The organism is Pseudomonas sp. MT92 (genome assembly GCF_058792515.1).
The window spans coordinates 61333-79611 of record NZ_JBXAFA010000004.1 but is presented as its reverse complement, the minus strand read 5'-3'; the positions used below and the strand labels follow the sequence as shown (position 1 = coordinate 79611).

The 18279-nt window shown below is 57.1% G+C and carries 17 protein-coding genes and 1 pseudogene; 8 read left to right on the top strand and 10 right to left on the bottom strand.

The window, feature by feature from the left end:
* Positions 1 to 10: 10 nt before the first annotated feature.
* Together AC1Q6D_RS08700 and AC1Q6D_RS08695 are read right to left on the bottom strand one after the other, a co-directional pair.
* Complete coding sequence (locus AC1Q6D_RS08700; RefSeq protein WP_103404661.1) at positions 11 to 895, bottom strand: universal stress protein; 885 nt, start codon at positions 893 to 895, stop codon at positions 11 to 13.
* Positions 896 to 938: 43 nt separating this feature from the next.
* Positions 939 to 1862 (bottom strand): universal stress protein, encoded by a 924-nt coding sequence (locus AC1Q6D_RS08695; protein ID WP_103404662.1) that lies wholly within the window; start codon positions 1860 to 1862, stop codon positions 939 to 941.
* Positions 1863 to 2149: 287 nt separating this feature from the next.
* On the opposite strand from AC1Q6D_RS08695, the gene AC1Q6D_RS08690 reads away from it, so the two are divergent.
* Together AC1Q6D_RS08690 and AC1Q6D_RS08685 are read left to right on the top strand one after the other, a co-directional pair.
* Entirely contained in the window at positions 2150 to 3076 is a 927-nt protein-coding gene (locus AC1Q6D_RS08690) for a universal stress protein (RefSeq protein WP_103404663.1), read from the top strand.
* 194 nt (positions 3077 to 3270) lie between these two features.
* Entirely contained in the window at positions 3271 to 3834 is a 564-nt protein-coding gene (locus AC1Q6D_RS08685; RefSeq protein WP_103404664.1) for a GNAT family N-acetyltransferase, read from the top strand.
* A 39-nt stretch (positions 3835 to 3873) separates the two neighbouring features.
* Here AC1Q6D_RS08685 and AC1Q6D_RS08680 read toward each other — a convergent pair.
* The 3 genes and pseudogenes from AC1Q6D_RS08680 to AC1Q6D_RS08670 all read right to left on the bottom strand — a co-directional run.
* Positions 3874 to 4017 (bottom strand): annotated as a pseudogene (locus tag AC1Q6D_RS08680) (hypothetical protein); the annotation flags it as partial.
* Between the two features lie 107 nt (positions 4018 to 4124).
* Entirely contained in the window at positions 4125 to 4793 is a 669-nt protein-coding gene (locus AC1Q6D_RS08675) for a dienelactone hydrolase family protein (RefSeq protein ID WP_103404665.1), read from the bottom strand.
* Positions 4786 to 5493 (bottom strand): phosphoribosyltransferase, encoded by a 708-nt coding sequence (locus AC1Q6D_RS08670; RefSeq protein ID WP_103404666.1) that lies wholly within the window; start codon positions 5491 to 5493, stop codon positions 4786 to 4788. Before AC1Q6D_RS08670 ends, AC1Q6D_RS08675 begins: the two co-directional genes overlap by 8 nt.
* Positions 5494 to 5783: 290 nt before the next feature.
* Here AC1Q6D_RS08670 and AC1Q6D_RS08665 point away from each other — a divergent pair, with 290 nt between their 5' ends.
* A complete protein-coding gene (locus tag AC1Q6D_RS08665; protein ID WP_103404667.1) occupies positions 5784 to 6350 on the top strand; it encodes a bifunctional pyr operon transcriptional regulator/uracil phosphoribosyltransferase PyrR in 567 nt (188 codons plus the stop codon).
* A 42-nt stretch (positions 6351 to 6392) separates the two neighbouring features.
* Complete coding sequence (locus tag AC1Q6D_RS08660) at positions 6393 to 7358, top strand: ribose-phosphate diphosphokinase (RefSeq protein WP_103404668.1); 966 nt, start codon at positions 6393 to 6395, stop codon at positions 7356 to 7358.
* Between the two features lie 28 nt (positions 7359 to 7386).
* Here AC1Q6D_RS08660 and AC1Q6D_RS08655 read toward each other — a convergent pair whose 3' ends face one another.
* The 4 genes from AC1Q6D_RS08655 to AC1Q6D_RS08640 all read right to left on the bottom strand — a co-directional run bounded on the left by AC1Q6D_RS08655 (position 7387) and on the right by AC1Q6D_RS08640 (position 10739).
* Positions 7387 to 7947, bottom strand: coding sequence for a nitroreductase family protein (locus AC1Q6D_RS08655; RefSeq protein ID WP_103404669.1), 561 nt, complete (start codon positions 7945 to 7947; stop codon positions 7387 to 7389).
* A 446-nt stretch (positions 7948 to 8393) separates the two neighbouring features.
* Positions 8394 to 8600: a hypothetical protein gene (locus AC1Q6D_RS08650; protein ID WP_256590273.1), complete on the bottom strand. Its 207-nt coding sequence runs from the start codon at positions 8598 to 8600 to the stop codon at positions 8394 to 8396.
* A gap of 138 nt (positions 8601 to 8738) precedes the next feature.
* The gene (locus tag AC1Q6D_RS08645) at positions 8739 to 9194 is read right to left on the bottom strand and encodes a hypothetical protein (RefSeq protein WP_103404670.1); all 456 of its coding nucleotides are present in this window, start codon (positions 9192 to 9194) and stop codon (positions 8739 to 8741) included.
* A 465-nt stretch (positions 9195 to 9659) separates the two neighbouring features.
* On the bottom strand, positions 9660 to 10739 hold the full coding sequence (locus AC1Q6D_RS08640; RefSeq protein ID WP_103404672.1) for a GGDEF domain-containing protein: 1080 nt from the start codon (positions 10737 to 10739) through the stop codon (positions 9660 to 9662).
* A 1219-nt stretch (positions 10740 to 11958) separates the two neighbouring features.
* On the opposite strand from AC1Q6D_RS08640, the gene AC1Q6D_RS08635 reads away from it, so the two are divergent.
* From AC1Q6D_RS08635 to AC1Q6D_RS08625, 3 genes are all read left to right on the top strand, one after another.
* Positions 11959 to 12291: a YceK/YidQ family lipoprotein gene (locus AC1Q6D_RS08635; protein WP_103404674.1), complete on the top strand. Its 333-nt coding sequence runs from the start codon at positions 11959 to 11961 to the stop codon at positions 12289 to 12291.
* A gap of 262 nt (positions 12292 to 12553) precedes the next feature.
* Entirely contained in the window at positions 12554 to 12763 is a 210-nt protein-coding gene (locus AC1Q6D_RS08630) for a hypothetical protein (protein WP_103404675.1), read from the top strand.
* Positions 12764 to 13095: 332 nt separating this feature from the next.
* Positions 13096 to 14358: a phospholipase D family protein gene (locus AC1Q6D_RS08625; protein WP_146041500.1), complete on the top strand. Its 1263-nt coding sequence runs from the start codon at positions 13096 to 13098 to the stop codon at positions 14356 to 14358.
* A 215-nt stretch (positions 14359 to 14573) separates the two neighbouring features.
* Here the strand turns inward: AC1Q6D_RS08625 and AC1Q6D_RS08620 are convergent, their stop codons facing one another.
* Positions 14574 to 15476: a GGDEF domain-containing protein gene (locus AC1Q6D_RS08620; RefSeq protein ID WP_103404677.1), complete on the bottom strand. Its 903-nt coding sequence runs from the start codon at positions 15474 to 15476 to the stop codon at positions 14574 to 14576.
* A 633-nt stretch (positions 15477 to 16109) separates the two neighbouring features.
* Here AC1Q6D_RS08620 and AC1Q6D_RS08615 point away from each other — a divergent pair.
* A complete protein-coding gene (locus tag AC1Q6D_RS08615; RefSeq protein ID WP_103404678.1) occupies positions 16110 to 18179 on the top strand; it encodes a SwmB domain-containing protein in 2070 nt (689 codons plus the stop codon).
* The last annotated feature ends 100 nt before the right edge of the window (positions 18180 to 18279 follow it).

The following is an 18279-nucleotide window of genomic DNA, read 5'->3' as shown; positions in this document are numbered from 1 at the left end:
TTCAACGCTTCTAGACCGCCATGACGCAGCAAGGGACCTGATAAAGAATGTGTTCGGTCGTACTGCCCAGAAGCTTGTCCACGCCACCGGACTGGACTTTTCCCATCACGATCACGTCGACGTTCTGCTCGTTGGCAAACTCGCTCAGTGCCGAGACGGGGTGACCCATGACGAAGTGTCGATGATCGGCGGCCACCCCGTACTGGCCCGCCAACCTGAGGAAGTTTTTCTCGAGATCCTTGCGCAACTCCCTGGTGAGATCAGCGAGCGCCAGGCCGTCCATGTCTGCCAGATAACCCGCCGAAATGTCGCAGGCGAAAAGCAGATGCAGGTCGGCACCACATTGCATGGCCAGGGAAGTCGCTTGCTGAATGATCCGCTCATTGAGTTCGTTGTCCGGCGATTCCTTGTCTGACACCTCCACCGCCGCGACAATCTTGCGCGGCAAGACGAAGCTGCTGGCGCCCACCAGGTACACCGGTATCGGACAGTGCCGCAGCAAGTACCAGTCCAGAGGGGTGAAAAAGGCGCGCTTGAGCAAGGACTCATGCTGAACCTCCTTGATCAACAGGTCGGGCTGCATTTCCGCGACATGCGCCAGGATGTCTTCGCGCAGGTCATCGGCCCAGGCCACCTCGATCGTCACCTCGAGTCCCCGGGTACGCAAATTGTCGGTTTGCGCCTTGACCCAGTCGCGGTGATCCTGCAGGTAGGCTTCCCGCGCCGTTTCCCGGTCACCCTGTTCAAGAAAGGACAAAAGGTCCAGCGGCCCAATCAAACCCGCGATATGCAAACTGGCGCCGCTGGCCTTGGCCAGCGCGGCCGCATGATTGATCGCCGGGGAATGACGCAAGGCCGGGTTGATGATCAATAACAGCTTTTGGTACTGGCTCATGATCTGCCTCTAATCAGGTGAGTGTTCGATTGCAGCGCCCCGCTCAGGACTGCAACATCCGGTCTGGCTTGATCGCCAACACATCGCAGGGCGCCCGATGCAACAATTGCTCGGCCGTGGCCCCCAGCAACTTTTCCAATCCTTTGTTCTGAACCGTGCCCATGACAATGACATCCGTGTGGTGCTCGACTGCGAAGCCACAAATGCTCGGCACTGGTACGCCCTCCATGAAGTGGCGACATTCAGGTGGCACGCCATGGCGTTCGGCAATCGCCGCAAACGCCTCGTGCTGAACCGATCCCAACGCTTCATAAATGCCGGTGGCCAGCGGCAATGCGCCAAAGCCCATGTCCTGGGTGTACAAGGATGTCCAGTCAAACACATGCAACAGCTCCAGCCGGGCATTGCACACCTCGGCCAACTTCACGGCGGCGTCGATGATCTGGTCGTTGAACACATGATCCTGATCTTCACCGCGCAGCACGTCGATGATCGCCAACACATTGCGCGGGCGCGCGTTAAGCGGATGGGTCACCAGATGCACCGGCACCGGACAGTCGCGTAACAGCTGCCAATCCAGTGGCACGAAGAACACGCGTTTCAAGGCAGGTTCTTCCTGCGCATCCTTGATGATCATCGCCACCGGCATTTCATTGACGAACTGCACGATCTCCTCGTAAGGGTGCTGGACCCACACCACTTCGCTCGTGACCTCAACGCCGAGTTTGCTCAAGGACTCGGCTTGTTCGGCAAGCCATTGCCGATGGGTTTTCAGGTAGCCATCAATGGCCTGGCTGATTTGCTCGGGGGCAAAAAAACCGGCGACCGCCAGGGCCTGGACATAATCAAACGCCACAATGTGCAGGGGCAACTGCAGGGCATGGGCCAATGCGCCAGCCCGGTCGAATGCGGGCGTACGGGTCATGGTGGTAGGGGCAATCAACAGTAAGCGCTGGTGTTGCGACATGGGGCACCTCGGCACACGGAAATGGCATGGAACAGGCCTACAGAATGAACGCACCACGTTCCGTCGACTTGATCTTTGTCAGTTCTCGTTGAGCTCAGGTCAGTTGAGCAAACGGCCAGCCACATCACGCTCACCGCATGTCGGGCACCGTTGTCCTTGCCACCTCTGATTGACAAAGATCAAGCCCCGTTCCAGAGACCGACGCAGGATAAAGGCTGGGTTCACCGAGCGGGTGCATCACGCCACTGCGCATTTGCGTCCAAACCATTATCGACGGGAGAGGTGCCATGCCTGATCAACCACGTTTCATGCTGGTCGTTTCGCACCAGATGGAAAACACACCGGCTTTCGACCGGGCCGCCGCGCTGGCCAAGGCTTCGGGGGCAGCACTGCACATCGTCGCATTCGATTACCTGGAGGGCCTGGCGAGCGCTGGCGTGGTCAATGACGAGGCGCGCGAGCAGATGCGGATCGGCTATGTCGAGCGCCATCGCCAATGGCTGGAGGCTCAGGCCCGTCCGTTGCGCACAATCGGCATACCCGTCACCACCGAAGTGGTCTGGGTGGAAAGACCCTTGCAGGAAATCCTCATTCATATCAAAGAGCAGCCGATGGCCTTGCTGATCAAGGCACTGGAACACGAAACACTGCTGTCACGCCTGATGTTCACCCCCCTGGACATCCATCTTCTGCGTGAATGTCCGGTGCCATTGCACTTTGTCAGCCAGGTACAGCATGACTTGCCGCGCCGCATCGTCGCCGCCGTCGATCCTTTCCACCGCGACGGCGAGTACAAAAATTTCAATGACCGGATACTGCACGAGGCGTTAAAACTGGCGACTACCTGTAACGCCGAGCTCGACGTGATCTATGCACACGACCTTTCCTCCATCAGCGCCGACGAATTCGGCTTCGATAACGCCACGACGTTTTTCTCCTCGAGCAAAGCCAAGACCCTGTTCGATGCTCAGGCCGATGCCTTCCACGAACTGGCCGAACGCAACGGCATTGCGCCGGAACGCCAGCACATGATCATGGGTGACCCGGCCAAGGTCCTGGCCAGCTACGCCGATGCCTATGACATTGACGTGATCGTCATGGGCCGTGTCGGTCATCGAGGCATGAGCCGTCTGGTGGGCAGTACGGTGGAACATCTTCTGTACAAAATGCCTTGCAGCGTCTGGGTGGTTTCGCCGCAAGTACTGGCTGAATGATTAAAGCCGTGATCAGGCTGCTCACGTTGCTGGTGGCCACAAGCAGGCAAAACGGCCACCGGTCCAGGCAGCCTGCTGGCGGTGTCCAGTGCTGATCCAGATCATGTTCGACAACCGCCGACGCTGTAAAAAGAAGTGAACCATGTGGTTCATCACTGCGCGCCAACCTTTGATACCGGCGGGAGGATCGTCCGATGTTCACTGTCAAGAATCATGATTTTCGGTCCGCTGAAGCCTATGCCAAAGTCACTGGCCAATACTGGATCGAAGCACTCCGGGATGGTCGTCACGTATTGATCCGGCAATTGACGGATAAAGACCGCGAGCGTGAATACGCCTTCATCAAACGCCTGTCCCCCGAGTCCCGGCACATGCGCTTTCTCGCGCGGGCCAACGAACCGCAAAAAGCCATGCCCGGCCCCTGGGTGGACAAAGAAAATAAACAGCGCATGGCGTACATCGCACTGGCCCACGAGGATGGCCGACTGATCGAGATCGGCGTGAGCCGCTATGGCGCCACGGGTGAGCACAAATGTGAATGTACCGTGACAGTCGCCGAAGAATGGAAGCAACTGGGGTTGGGTACGCTGCTGATGGAGCATTTGATCACGGCCGCGCGCAAGAATGCTTTCCACCACATTTACGCGGTCGACGAATCCAGCAACGCGCCCATGCGCGCCCTGGCCAGATCCCTGGGTTTCGAGACGCGCAACGATCCCTTCGAGACCAGCAAAGTCGTTCACCTGCTGTACCTGTAATCGTCCACGCCCCCTGATGGCTCGGGATTCCTCCTCGGTGGCGCTGGCCACACACGCCCTGGCCTTGAACACACCATCTTCATTGAGCTTGAGGCCTTGCTTCCGGGCCCGCTGCCAAATCGCAGTGTCATGCGCCTTGCTGCCAGTGAAAGACACCCGTGCCGCGCCCTCGACACCGTGCATCTGCCGCAGATGCGTTGCGCCATCTCAAAGGTCAACGCTCTTAATGCCCGCGCTGCATGATGGCAAGCGCGGATCCGGGAGGGATTGGCGTCTGAGCGGATCAAGGCTCATCGTGCCGACTGGCGGCCACCTTGCAGATGCGTTTCAAACCAGTCGCCCGCCAGTCGGGCGACTTCCTCGAGGGTTCCGGGCTCTTCGAACAGATGCGTAGCGCCCGCCACCACGTCCAGACGCTGCTCGCAGCGCAAGGCATGGCGGCTTCGCTCATTCAATTCGAGCACCACCGGGTCCCGTGCGCCGACGATCTGCAAGGTCGGCGCCCGGACTTGCGCCAGTGCCGGTCCCGCCAAGTCGGTTCGCCCTCCCCGGCTGACCACCGCATGCACCACGTCCGCGCGCGTCGCAGCGGCCAACAGAGCCGCAGCCGCACCGGTGCTGGCACCGAACAGACCGATGCGCAGCGAGCGCAAATCCGCGTCCCGGCCCACCCAGTCGATCACCTCCACCAGCCGTCTGGCCAGCAAGTCGATATCGAACCGCAGCTCGCCGGTGAGGTTATCCAGGCGTTGCTCCGGCTCTGTCAGCAGGTCGAACAACAGCGACCCCAGCCCCCGCCGCGCCAGCGATTCGGCGACAAACTGGTTACGCGGGCTCAAACGGCCGCTGCCGCTGCCATGAACGAAGATCACCAGACCGTCAGCCTGCAGCGGCAGACGCAAATCGGCGGATAACTCAACGTCTTGCAAGTCCAGCTGGCGGGATCGAGTCTCAGTCATCGAAAGGCTCCCGAGCGGAGGAATCGCTGGTGGCTTCCCGCTGCCATGCCCGCTGCAACAGATCAATGACTTCATCGTCCGAAGTCTGGGGGAAGCTCAAGTACCAATATCCGATCGACATCATCCATTCAGGCATGAGCGGACAGATCACCTCATCGACTTCGAAGCTCAGCGCCTCCACCGTTTCCAGTGGTGCAACCGGTACGGCGACAACGATGCGAGCAGGCGCTTGCAGGCGCACCGCGCGGATAGCCGCCATCATCGAGGCGCCCGTCGCCAGGCCGTCATCGATCAGAATCACCACCTGTCCCTTGAGCTGCAAGGGTGGCCGGGCGCCCCGGTACAGTTGCTCGCGCCGCTGCAATTCCTGTGTTTCGCGCGTCACCACGGCCTCGAATGCGGCCGGGGAAATCGGGTGAGCCCGCAGCGCGTCTTCATTGCGAATCTGGATACCGCCACTGGCAATGGCGCCCATGGCGAACTCCGGGTTCGATGGCACGCCCAGCTTGCGCACCAACATCAGGTCCAGGCGCACGTCCAGGGCCTTGACCACTTGATAGGCGACCGGCACGCCGCCCCGGGGCAAGGCCAGAACGATGACATCGGGTCGCTGCGCGTATTTGAGCAACGGTTCCACCAGACGTTGACCGGCTTCGACGCGGTCCTGCAAGGTGGTTTGCAATGAGGGACTTTGAGTCATGGAAAACCTCCACCGACGGTGAGGCCTGGGGTGACGTTACGCCAGGTTGGTGGCGTGTTGAATGATGCGGTCATTCAGCTCGCGCTTCGCAGACGCCGACTAAGGCACCCGCGTTGAATCAGGTTCCTCCGTTGAGGTCGTCATGGCGTTGATCAATATCAAATCCCCGCGCAAAAACGCGTATTCACGCATTGGCATCGAGCGTCATGTCAGCGCACTTGATCAATATCAATAGGGCCCGGACCGAACGGTACTAGTTTAAAAAAATCGGTCCTCGACAGGAGATGTGCATGTCGCCCCTCATTGCCAGTCCGCACTTGCGTTTGTATGACAGCGACGAACTCGATGGCGTGCTGCAGGCGATGGCGCACCAGGCGGCGGCCTTGTTGCCGCCCACCCAAGCGGCACTGATTGGTATCCAGCGCCGCGGCGAGCCTCTGGCACAGCGTTTACAGCAGCATTTAGCCCGCCTGACCGGACAACCGGAACTGCCGATCTACCCGTTGAAGGTCAAGCGCTATGCCGACGATCTCAAGGTGTTGCATGCTCACACCGAATTGACCGAGAACCCGGTGCTTATCGGACTGGATCTGGCCAATACCACCCTGCTGGTGGTCGATGATGTGCTGTTCGAAGGCCATTCGCTGCTGCGCACCTGCGCGTACCTGGCGCAGCTCGGTGCCCGTCGGGTCTACACTGCAGTTCTGGTCGACCGGCATGTCTGCCAGCAGCCGATTCGTGCCGACATTGTCGGCGTGCATCTGCAAGTCGCCGCCCAGGACATCGTCGAATGCAATGTCCCGCCCTATGAAACGGAGTTCTGCATTGAAGTCTGGCGTCATGGTGCCGCCCGATGACGGCGCGACTGTTCGCTCGATGAGCCTCAAAGGAGCCAATCCATGCCCAGCCATCGCCCGCTTCTTTTCGCTCTGCAAGGCAGTGAGGACTACGCAACCGGTGTCGCGCAGCGACTGGGCTGCCCGCTGGCGCTTCATGAGGAGCGCGACTACGAAGACGGCGAGCATAAATGCCGGCCGCTCGAATCGGTCAACGGTCGCGAGGTCGTGGTGTTCCATTCCCTGTATGGGGATGGCCGGCAGAGTGCAAACGACAAGCTGTGCCGCCTGTTGTTTTTTTGCGGCGCGCTCAAGGATGCCGGCGCTCGCCCTGTTCAGGTGGTCACGCCTTACCTCTGCTACGGGCGCAAGGATCGTCGCAGCCAACCCCAGGACCCAACGATCACGCGCTACGTGGCGACCCTGCTTGAAGCCTGCGGCATCGATCGCCTGATGGCACTGGAGGTGCATAACCCGGCGGCGTTCGACAATGCCTTTCGCATTCCCGCGCGAAACGTACAGTGCGCAGAAATTTTCGCCCGACACTTCGCCAGGCACGTCGGTGACGCCGATGTGGTGGCGGTATCTCCGGACTCCGGCGGCGCCAAGCGCGCCGAACAGTTTCGCCAGGCCCTGGAACGACAACTGGGGCGTCCGGTAGGCAGTGCGCTGATGGAAAAACACCGAGTTCACATGACATTGACGGGCACCCTGCTGGTCGGCGACGTCGCGGGCAAGACCGCCATTGTGTTCGACGACCTGATCAGCACCGGGGAAACGCTGAAACGTGCCGGCCTTGCCTGCCAAAGAGATGGAGCGGCGCGGATATTCGCCGCCGCCACCCATGGTTTGTTCACCAATGGCGAGCAGCTGTTTGACCCGCCATTGTTCGAGCACATTGCGATTGCTGACGGCGTACCGCCGTTTCGCCTGTCCGCCGACTGTGTGAAGCAGCATGTGCATGTCGTCGACAGCACCGCCCTGATCGCCACCTTACTCGCTGAAAATGGCGCTTTTGATAGCGTTTAGGCAGGTGCATCGGGTTTGGGCGTGACGATCAACCCATCCAGCGAATCACCGGCTCCTTGTGCGTAACGGGCACCGGGGTGGTCTCCGGATAGCCGACGATGATCGGTGCCACTGGCGCCCACTCGGCCGGCAGGCCGAGGGTCTTCTTGCCCTGCGGCGTATTGAAAAAACTCTGGGCGAAACCAATCCAGCAGCTACCCAGCCCTTCTGCGTACGCGGCAAGCATCAGGTTCTCGGCCGCCAGTGCGCAGTCTTCGACAATCCACTGTCCCGGCACATTGCCTGAAATGAGGATGAGTGCTGGCGCGTGGTAGAAAATCTGAAAGTTTTCGTCAGTCAGCAACCCATGGAAGTGCCCGGAGTGCGGGCCTGCCGGCATTGTCGCGAGCATGTAGGCCTTGGCTTCACGGGAGATCCGGTCCAGCAGTTCCTGGTCGCGGATCACCGTGAACGTCCATGGCTGCTGGTTCACCGCACTGGGCGCCTGGATAGCGGCGTTGATCAAACGACGGATGATTTTTTCATCCACGGCTTCAGTCGTGTACTCGCGCGTCGAGCGCCGTCCGGAAATGGCCTGGTCAATGTTCATGAATGCGTACCACAAAATGGGGGGCGTTCCATAAAGTCGGCCAGCCACCGGCACCCGCTGTTGATTTAGATCAAATCGACGCCGAACCAGCCTTTCGTTTCGTCTGAAGTCTCACCTGCGGCGGTGCGACACGACGTCGTAGGCGTTTGATCTGCATCAGAAGGACGCGATGGGCTCACTGCACACTGGATACGCCCGGCTCGCGCTCGCGAGAGGGGCAATGTCGGTGCAAATGGTCACGCCGTCATTGCACAACAGCGCGACTCGGTTTACCAAGGACCGGGAAAAGCCCTGAAAACACGGTCATCCACGACGTGCAACCAGTGATGAAGCTTTCGGGCAGCTTCTTGCTCAACCATCGCACTGAAATGGTCAACCTGATCGAGCACACCGAGAAAAAGGAAAAAGCCGAGCATGCCCTGTAGCGCATCATCAACCTGACTGACTCAGGGGATGACCTGATCGTCACCACCACTGGCATCCATCTTGTCCACCGCATCGGCCATGCGCTGGAAGCCGCGTACAAAGGCGACTCTGACTACCGGTACGGCGATAATGAGTATGGCTTGAGCGCCACTTGGAGACGTGACGAATACCACCGGGCGCCGCAGATTCCTGAAGCCTGGCGCCTGGGCGATCACGCCACGCGGCAATTGCCATTCACCTGCTGTTGTCTATTCAAGTCCGGTTTCGGCGGCCTGCCCTTCGGTGGCCTTGCATGGGGGATGAAGCTCCATTGGCGTGAGATCGGGGAAGCCTGCGTGCTACCAGACTACATTCGGCAACTTCATTCAGAGGGCCAGGCGCGTGGCCAATCCGGAATCTGGCACCCACAGGGCATTGATGCAAAACGCCTCTTCCGCTTCTGTCACCGGTTCGAGGGACTGCGGATCAAACCAGTGCCGATTGACCATTGCCAGGCGAACGATACCGTTCTTGTCGAGGAGCGATTGCGCCAGGCATTCGCACAAGGACCGTGGCAGCGCTTCTTCGAGGGGATCGATGTCGGCACCTTCAAGCTCGATCTCGAAACGCGCGGTGCATGTACCCACTAAATCCTGCACCGTGTAGGAGGCGTAGCGAAACGCTGTGAGATATCCCACCGTCAGTACCAGCATGATCGACATCAGGATGCTGGCCTCGCGCTTCCAGGACTTCGTGCCCGGCCGACGCAGCCACCTGAGTACGGTGCCCCTGCCCCAGTGCCGGACCGCGAGAACCCCGCTGAGGAATTTATTGTTCGTCATGACCGGATCTCTCGCCCAGGTTTTGCCAGAAGCATGGCGCCGATTGCCACATAGCGTTTGATCTGGATCAACCACCGCACAGCCGGGGCACCACTGGATGACGCCCGGCAGCATTTGGCTGAGAGCCAGTCTGCCCGGCAGCGTCAGGTCGAACGGTACGAATCAGGTAGCGGCTGGGTCTCGAAACATGGACTCCGGTTTGCGATGGGCCGGACTTCTTGTTTTTGCGACATCCTTTTCACGCAGCGCTCACAGGATGGAGCGCAATTTACCTGTACTCCTTTGCAGAATCCCAGCTAGGCCCGCCCGCACGCGGGCCATTTTTTTGGACCCAAGAAAGGCGCTGGCTCCTCGACCGGCTCAACGTTACTCGGTCCGTGCGGCCCAGCAGCAGATGAGGGCCCGGCGCCATGTCTGCCGGCCGAAGCGAAAGCTGCTGCCAGGCGGTGAAGACTTCAGGTGCCTTTAGTCGGGCCGGAAGAAGGTGTAGCGGTCCTTACCGCTGAGCTTTGACTCGTACATCGCGTGGTCTGCTTTTATTAGCGCGGCATGCAAGGTGTCGGTCTCGATCCGGGTTACGCCCACGCTGATGGTTGCCGGGTGGTGGGTGGACGTTTCGCGCACCCGTTGGCACAGGGTGTTGACCAAGCGCTCGGCATCCGCCTGCGTGACACCGGACAGGTAGACCCCAAACTCTTCTCCCCCAAGGCGGGCATATTCGTGATCGGCCATGATGTGCTTGATGTCGGCGGCGATGCGCTTCAGGACTTCGTCACCGATGTCGTGGCCATATACATCGTTGACTTTTTTGAAGTTGTCGACATCGACCATGGCCAGGTAGCACTCGCCACTTTCTGGCGGGGTGCTCCGGTGGTTGCTGGCCCGTGTCATGAACGCGCGGCGATTGGGGATCTCGGTCAGGGTGTCAATGTAGGCGTGCTCTATCAGTAGCTTGGCCATGATGTAGTTGTGCAGCTTGGATCGGCGCAGCTTGAGGTAGGTGTAAATGGTCAGCGCGCTGATAAAGACGGCGGACAGCAGAACCATGGTACCGCTGAAGTCGAACAGAGAGAGTGTGGTCATCATAAAGGGGTTGAGGACAACCCAGGCGATGCCCAGCACGCCGAAAAATGCTTCTCGGCTCAAGGGTAATACCGAGGCACTATAGAGAATGCTGGAGGCCGAGAGGATCAGCCAGGTCGGGTGCAGGTGGGCCGGCAAGCCCTCGATACCCAAGCGGATGCCCAGGCAGATCATGAGCACATACACGAGGTTTAGCAGGTGGAAGTGGCGGGCTTTACGGGCGACCCGCTGTACACCGACGGTGATGAGCAGTAGCACGACGAGCAGCAGCGAAAGCGCGTAATGACGTTGATCGCCTATAAAACCAATAATCAAGTCGAACAACACCCAAATGCCGATACCTCCGATATAAATCAGCCCACTGAAGTTATGCAGACGCTCGACGTCGTATTGATAAAACTCGTATTGGAGGGCTTTGGGTGTTGCCTGTTTCGTTACTTCATTCTCAATCGTCTTGTACATCGGCAGCCTTGCTTGCAAAGGTGTTGCGGGTCGTTCATCTAGTAGGCTGCTAGCGTAACTGAAAACGGGGGCAGTAACCGCCTGCCCCTACTTTAGTATCTGTGCGATACGGCGAGGATTTCGTGCAGAACCTAGGATGCTTGAAAGCCGACACCTGTTAGATCTTCCGTCCCTGCTGACAAAACTATGTACCGTTAGGGTATAAGTCACTCGCGCTGGGCTTTGACGAAGCCAACAGGCATCCTTTAGAACAGGTCCGAAATTAGGCTACGGGCTACCTCGGCACTGTTGAGGGCGTGCTCGAACAACGACCTGTCAATGCACAATCCGCTGACTTGAATCTGAGCTGCACGCCACCATCGCTATATAAGGTGCAAGCGGTCACGCAAGAGCATCAATCAATGGGTTGCTGACACGCTTAGGGGTGCATGCCTGCCCTCCAATTCGGCAACCCTACCCCTTACAGATAAGGCGACTCTTATGAAGCACACGTACCTTTTTATCCTTGGCGACGACCGCCAGGTCGCAAGCATCGAATCAGATGGCCCGCTGCCCCACCTGAAGATTGGTGTGCACCTTGACCTTGACACAGATGACTATCGGGGAACTCCGGGTACGCATCTTGAGATTGAAGATATCTCTGTCGTCCTTCACCAGATCGGCGGAAAGGTCATACGCAATGATGTATGCCTGCATTGTGTGGAGCGACCCGGGCTCGCTCACTGATCTGGATGATAGAAAGCCCAGCGCGGGGCTGGGCTTTCTTCATCCTTGAAATAGACGAACGCTTCACTTTATTTAGCCCAATAAAAAACCCCGCAGACGTTAATCTGCGGGGCTTTCAATAGTGGAGGCCGAGGTCGGAATCGAACCGGCGTAGGCGGATTTGCAATCCGATAGTGAAACGCATGCAGGCTGCGGCCTGTAGCCTTTTTTTGTTCCGAAACCAAGGCGAAACAGATGCTCTACAGACCGCGTAGAATGCGGGCTCGCCTTTGAGTTTGGGAACTGATTTCCCCCCCAATCCTCCGGCGTTCTGCCGACCTCAAACTCCCCTGGCGCGCGTTTCTGATCGAAGGCGTTAAGCCTCTATTTCGACTCACGCTACCAGACTTGGACTTGTTGAAGGCGAAGAGTGCAGCAGCTAGTTGCTACCACCAGATATCTGTAGACTTGAAACCAATGGCGCTTGTCTGCGCTATCTCTCATGGATGAGCGTATGAAAGCTATTGCTTTAGCGATAATGATCTCCACTATTACTGGCTGCGGGACAATCAACACCGTATTCAGGGATGACTCAGTCACTAGCAGAAACCTGGGAAAGTCGAAGAGCTATTGCGGTTCGGTCCCGCGCGTGTATAGCGGCGTCATGTATGACTTCTGCGCGCTCAATGCACCCCCTGCGGACCTTGATAACTATGGTCCGTCGCCGGCCACCCTTTGGACCCTCGCTGACTTAGTAGTCTCGGGAGTCTTGGATACATTGGCCTTGCCGTACACGATTCCTCGACAGGATGCTGATGGCAATATTGAAATTTCTCACAAGCACTAACTCCTACTACGGCGACCTGTAACTCAGCACGCATTCCCATTCAGCGTCCCTCGCCCCCTAGCACCCCATGCACGCAGAGCCATAGCAAGACCCTCTGTATAGGCCGTAATCATTGGCGCTCGCTGCAATCGACTGCCTACAAGTGCTTATAAGTGCGTGTGAGAGTCACGCAAAAGTCACGCACGCTAAGTGCGCCCCTCCCCGGCGTTCTGCCGACCTCAAACTCCCCTGCTAAGCTGATTTCCTCCGCGGAGGAAATTCCATGCCAAACTCAGACCTGCTCCCTTCCCTGCTATTCAAGATCAACGAAAACCAACTCGCCCTGGAAGCCGCCATCATGGAGCTCACGCTATGGGTTGAGCAGCGTGGCGCAGCCCATGTAGCTGACAACGTTCGCAGCGCCCTGGACGCAATCGACCGGAATGAGGAATTCATCAAGATGACGCTGGCAGTAATGATGACGCCGGATTAGCGGCAATCGGTTGAATCTACAGCCGAAAGCGGACATTCTCTGCTGCAGGCTAACATCTCAAATGGACTCTAACGAAGCCCAGAGATTATTGGAGGGAGTCGAGAAGCTCATCATCAACAGGGGGCCAGATAAAACTAGAAAAAACCCTACTGGGCTTCCGCGCCAGCTGCCGCCGCATCCGTACAGACATTGTCCGCATTATCTACCCGATCTACTGCTCCGAAACTGTCCCGGTACTGTGTAAAGGCCTGCGTCTCTATCTACTAAATGGCCCTGGGCCAAACCTTACCCTGCTACCGAGTATTTTCATTTTTCCAATCGATGCAGCTGGCATGAACGCGTTTAACTATCCGCTGTATAAAGTCTGCAAGGAACGCCATACGATGTCCGTCGAAATCACCTCTGTTGTCGGCTCCAAAGAGACCGGAAAAAAACTACAGCAGCTCATAGCTCAGTGCCAGTCGTTTGCTTGGGCCAGCGCATGGATCACGCCGAATAAAACGTTTGAGGCTGCAATTAAGGCCAAGGCTAAACTTGAGAGCATCGTCATCGGCACTCACATGTACATCACTGATCCGCTCTGCCTTCAGATGTGCATCGACATCCCTCAGGCCAAGGTTCTGCTGCCCGACTCCGGGCCTCTGTTTCACCCCAAACTTTATGCCTTTCGGCATGAGAAGAAGGTCACCATCTACGTGGGCAGCGCCAACTGCACCAAAGCTGGCTTGAACAAGAACATAGAGGCTGGCGTCTTCCTCAACGGTGACCATCTCGACCCCAACCTTCTATCCTTCTTCACTTTCATCCAGGAGCAGGCGGCTAGAGCCCGGGAAATAAACGATCCACTCATAGAGTCCTATACGGCCAACAAAAAACTCAAACAGGACGCCCTTGAAGAACTCGACAATTTCACCTGGGTCAAAAAGCCAAGACTCACAGCCTCCACCTCACTCCACAGTGATCTCAATAGGACGGAGTGGGAGCAGTTTGTTCAGTTGGTGAGCGAGGACCACTCCAAGGACATGCGGCTTGAGGTCCTCGCTAAGGCGCGGCAACTCTTCGCAGGTGGCCGCACCTTTCGGGAGTTTACCGTCACTGAGCAACAGTGCGTAACTGGGCTTCTACAGCCTACCGAACTCGATGGCGTGGACTGGGGATACTTTGGCCAGATGAGCGCCCACGGCAGATTCAATAAGGTGCTGAGAGCCCATGCCAGTCTCTTGTCTCAGGCCCTCGATAAGATCCCGCTAGTGGGCCCCGTCAAGCGTCGGCACTACGAGGCATTCGCCGAAGTTTTTCAGCGCATACCTACGGCAAGGGCCACATGGATTGGCTTTGGTACACGCCTGTTGGCGATTAAAAGACCGGACTACTTCGTCTGTATCTGCAATCCAAACAAGCGGCAACTGGCCGATGTGTTCGCAACGTCCTTTTCGACGTTCAGCCTGGACAACTACTGGGATCGCGTGGTGGCGCCGATGCAACTGATGCCCTGGTGGCAGGAAGAAATGCCCAGCGAGGGGGTCGAGCAGCAGCTTTGGATGGGTAGAGCTGCGATGCTAGATGCCATTTGCTACGATCCCGCGATGCGCTAAAGCAGACGGGTAGAGCCCGGCGATGGCGAGCAGATGGGGATTTCCGGACTGTGGGAGGGCTGGAGGCAATCGATCGGAATGAGGAATTCATCAAAATGACGCTGGCGGTGATGATGACGCCGGAGTGATTGCTAACAGGCAGAAATCGGCCAGGAGCATCCACTCAGATGCGCCTATCAAAACGAAGGCGATTCAAGCTCGTAAAAACCATTACGTCAGACCGAAACAATCCTGTCTTTGCCCATGCTTTTGGCCTCATACAGGGCACCATCCGCCCGTTGGAGTGTGTCTTCGTATGAGCGGTCTTCCGGCAACATGGTTGTCACACCAATGCTCGCTGTGACGATAGTTCCTTCCACTGAAAAACGGCTTAGCTCTTTTCTGAGGCGATCATGTAAGCGCTTGGCGAACTGTATTGCCTGCTCACGCCCAGTATTGGGCAGAACAACCACAAACTCATCACCACCCAAGCGGCATGCGAAATCAATTGCCCGGAGCGCTGAGCGACAAATGTTGGCGACAACCTGAATCATCTCATCCCCTACGTGATGCCCCTTGGTGTCATTGACTTTTTTGAGGTTGTCCAGATCAAACAAAAAGATGGAAGTCGGCACGGAATACCGTACCAATGATTCGAAGTGAAGCGTCAGTTCATGCTCGAGTTTTCTCCGGTTGAAAAGGCCGGTTAACTGATCGGTATCGCTTAGCTCCCTCAGTCTCATCTCTAGGTTGTGTCGCTCTGAAATATTACTCGCGACCCAGAGCACTACCTCCTCATCGTCCACTAAAAAACTCAGGGCCTGGATTCGCCCTTCAAACCAGATCGGTTCCTTAGGGCCTTCATCGGGTAGACCTATTACATCCCTGTTGCTCAGTTCGTACTCCTCGACTAATAGTTTTTTAGACTCCAGCGCCCTGGCAATTTGTTCGAGAAACCAGTCTGCCTTCCCAGGCTTTATCAAATCTGAAAAATACTTACCGACAAGGCCGGTACCATCGTGGTAATAGCGCACATCACGTCCACCGAACACAGCAACGTATTTTCCACTACGGGACAGGATAAAAGCGGGATCCGGCAAGGCCTCAAGAATCAAGGCCATCTGTTCAAAATTGATCATGAAACACTTCTTCTGAGCCGTTTAATTAGTGGCTGATAGTGAGGCTGAAAGGAAAAGACACCGATCTTTCTCTGTGCCCATGACTATCGAGCAAAGAATGGACAGTCCAACCGTGGGGGGGAGTGAGTATGGCGCTGCCTGATACCGCCTTATTCACCAATTCTCGGCCTTTCTGCAAGCCCTCAATGCCAATTCCTCCAGCCCATCGGCGTGATGGGGTTGGCAATATCATTACGACATTACAGGCAGAATGATAGCCCTAGATGCAGTGAGCGGTTTTTGCCGTTGGTTGACATCCGCGAAAGGGAGCCAAGGGTCGATTGCAGCCCTTCAACTTCAGCGAGATACGTCCCTGACATATGCTTGGCTCGCTGCTAGCGCGATCAGTCCTTGGTCGCCGTCGCCGACAACGTTCGCAGCGCCCTGGACGCAATCGACCGGAACGAGGAATTCATCAAGATGACGCTGGCGGTGATGATGACGCCGGAGTGACTAGCATTGGCCAGTTTAACGAGCCTGTATATCCCGTACTAAACGACGGTTTCCTGGACATTGAATTATTTTTGTTTTCCGTCAGTACATCGGCGTTTACCATAAGGCTCGAACGACATCCTACCTTCGCATGGAGCAGATATGAGTGTACTTGGGACAATAACGCCAACCGATCCAACTGTAGCAATCAGTCCAGGTGCCGGGACTGTCGTCACATTCAACGTCACCATCACCTCATCCGTAGCATTGATCGGGACTCAAGTCAGCTTCACGCCTGCCATCCCAACTGGCTGGGCTGCTGTCTTGGATCCAGGCTCGGCCCTAACGCTTTCTGGCATTGTTATTAGCGGCGTCTATCCAGTGAGTTATACGATTACCGGGACGGGTACCGATACACCCGGCGGCGGACCTTTCACTGTAGGTCTTTCCTATGTCGAAACCGGCCTGCAAACAACTGATACCTTTACCTCTACTACAGCGTCAGTAACGATTGACAACATAGCTCCGACCAACACCATCGCCAGCATTATGTTCTCGGCTGATACAGGAAGTTCCAGCACGGACTTCATCACCAAAACCGCCTCTCAAACCATCAGCGGGACGCTGAGCGCGAATCTTGCCGAGGGCGAGAACGTGTATGTGTCTTTAGATAATGGCAGCACCTGGTCTACTGCCACTACTGTTGCCGGCACTAATACTTGGTCGCTTGCCGGACAAACACTGTCCGGCAGCAGCAGGCTACTAGCAAGAGTGGAGGATTCCGCTGGAAATCACGGTGTAACTGCCAGTAAAAACTACACGTTGGATACTACCAGCCCCACTGTTAGCAGTGTTGCCGTCCCTGCAGACGCTACCTATGAGCCCGGACAGAACCTCGACTTCACCGTCAATGCCGACGAAGCCATTACCGTTGACACCGCTGGCGGTACGCCTCGCATAGAGTTGATAGTGGGTGCCACAACGGTCTACGCCAATTACGTCAGCGGCTCAGGCTCGACCGCTCTAGTCTTTCGTTATACCGTCAAACCAGGTGACCAAGACGCTGACGGTATATCCGTGAGTGCGCTGTCTCCAAATGGAGGAAGCTTGCACGACACGGCAGGCAACAACATGGTGACCACCCTTAACTCGGTGGCCAGCACCGCTGGAGTGAACGTCAACGGCCTTGCTCCTGTTTTCACCGGTGCTTCGGTCAATGGTAATAGTCTTGTTATAAGCTATTTCGCTGCCACTTCGCTGGACTCAATCAATATTCCTGACCTCAGTGCCTACCATGTAACCGCAGACGGTGCAGCCAATGCAGTGACGGCAATAGTGGTCGACTCTGCAGCAAAAACTGCAACCCTCACCCTTGCAACAGCAGTGACTGCAGGCCAGGCAGTTACCATCGCCTATACCGACCCCACATCTGGTAACGACCCTCATGCACTTCAAAGCAGTACGGGCGAAGATGCAGCGAGCCTCGCAGCGACACCGGTGATCAACAACACCACTGCGCCCACCGCGCCAACCTACGGTGGCGGCGGCACAGGCGTCGTGAGTACGGCGCCAGAAAAAGGCGGCGTGCTGAACGGCACAATTTATGGCGATATCCTGACAGGCCTGGCAGGCAAAGACACTTTTTACCCAGGCGGCGGTGCGGACTCCATCGATGGTGGTGATAACGTCGACACGGTGGTCTTCAGTGGTGCCCGGGGACAGTACACGCTGACCCACAACAGTGACGGAACCTACACCGTGCGCGACATGCTGGACCCGTCAGTCAGCGTGGCGATGAAGAACATCGAGCGCGTGAATTTCAGCGATCAGGCGCTAGCGATTGATGCCACCCCTGAAAGTGCACGACTGGCCGAACTGTATCACCTCGCGCTGGGCCGCAAACCGGATGATGCCGGCTTGCAGTATCACATGGGGGTCAGCAACAGCGGCGCGACCACCAGCCAGATAATCGCGTCGTTTGTCGCGAGCAGCGAATTCACCTCAGGGCAGGGGCTGCTTTCCGACAGCGCCTTCCTCACCCAACTGTATGGCAATGCATTTGATCGCTCGCCCGATGCTGGAGGGTTTGCATACTGGATGCAGCAATTGGCGCAGGTACCAGGCACAGAAGGCCGCGCGCAGGTGATGGAAGGCTTTTTAGCGTCGAGCGAGATGACACTTCAGATCACAGGCCAAGTAGATTCCGGGATAGCATTACTTTTGCAGGCTTGAAAACTTGTCGGTGGTTGGTCGTTGCGTCAGTTAAAGACAGCTCAACAGCATTGTGTCTGCACTTGCAGGCGCTCCGAAGAGGCGGTGGTCGGAATGGATG

Excerpts from the sequence above, each read along its gene's own strand:
- AC1Q6D_RS08675 (WP_103404665.1), bottom strand. The coding sequence starts at position 4,793 with ATGACTGAGACTCGATCCCGCCAGCTGGACTTGCAAGACGTTGAGTTA.
- AC1Q6D_RS08690 (WP_103404663.1), top strand. The coding sequence starts at position 2,150 with ATGCCTGATCAACCACGTTTCATGCTGGTCGTTTCGCACCAGATGGAA.
- AC1Q6D_RS08670 (WP_103404666.1), bottom strand. The coding sequence starts at position 5,493 with ATGACTCAAAGTCCCTCATTGCAAACCACCTTGCAGGACCGCGTCGAA.
- AC1Q6D_RS08635 (WP_103404674.1), top strand. The coding sequence starts at position 11,959 with ATGAAAGCTATTGCTTTAGCGATAATGATCTCCACTATTACTGGCTGC.
- AC1Q6D_RS08620 (WP_103404677.1), bottom strand. The coding sequence starts at position 15,476 with ATGATCAATTTTGAACAGATGGCCTTGATTCTTGAGGCCTTGCCGGAT.
- AC1Q6D_RS08655 (WP_103404669.1), bottom strand. The coding sequence starts at position 7,947 with ATGAACATTGACCAGGCCATTTCCGGACGGCGCTCGACGCGCGAGTAC.
- AC1Q6D_RS08660 (WP_103404668.1), top strand. The coding sequence starts at position 6,393 with ATGCCCAGCCATCGCCCGCTTCTTTTCGCTCTGCAAGGCAGTGAGGAC.
- AC1Q6D_RS08615 (WP_103404678.1), top strand. The coding sequence starts at position 16,110 with ATGAGTGTACTTGGGACAATAACGCCAACCGATCCAACTGTAGCAATC.
- AC1Q6D_RS08685 (WP_103404664.1), top strand. The coding sequence starts at position 3,271 with ATGTTCACTGTCAAGAATCATGATTTTCGGTCCGCTGAAGCCTATGCC.
- AC1Q6D_RS08665 (WP_103404667.1), top strand. The coding sequence starts at position 5,784 with ATGTCGCCCCTCATTGCCAGTCCGCACTTGCGTTTGTATGACAGCGAC.
- AC1Q6D_RS08625 (WP_146041500.1), top strand. The coding sequence starts at position 13,096 with ATGAACGCGTTTAACTATCCGCTGTATAAAGTCTGCAAGGAACGCCAT.
- AC1Q6D_RS08630 (WP_103404675.1), top strand. The coding sequence starts at position 12,554 with ATGCCAAACTCAGACCTGCTCCCTTCCCTGCTATTCAAGATCAACGAA.
- AC1Q6D_RS08645 (WP_103404670.1), bottom strand. The coding sequence starts at position 9,194 with ATGACGAACAATAAATTCCTCAGCGGGGTTCTCGCGGTCCGGCACTGG.
- AC1Q6D_RS08700 (WP_103404661.1), bottom strand. The coding sequence starts at position 895 with ATGAGCCAGTACCAAAAGCTGTTATTGATCATCAACCCGGCCTTGCGT.
- AC1Q6D_RS08695 (WP_103404662.1), bottom strand. The coding sequence starts at position 1,862 with ATGTCGCAACACCAGCGCTTACTGTTGATTGCCCCTACCACCATGACC.
- AC1Q6D_RS08640 (WP_103404672.1), bottom strand. The coding sequence starts at position 10,739 with ATGTACAAGACGATTGAGAATGAAGTAACGAAACAGGCAACACCCAAA.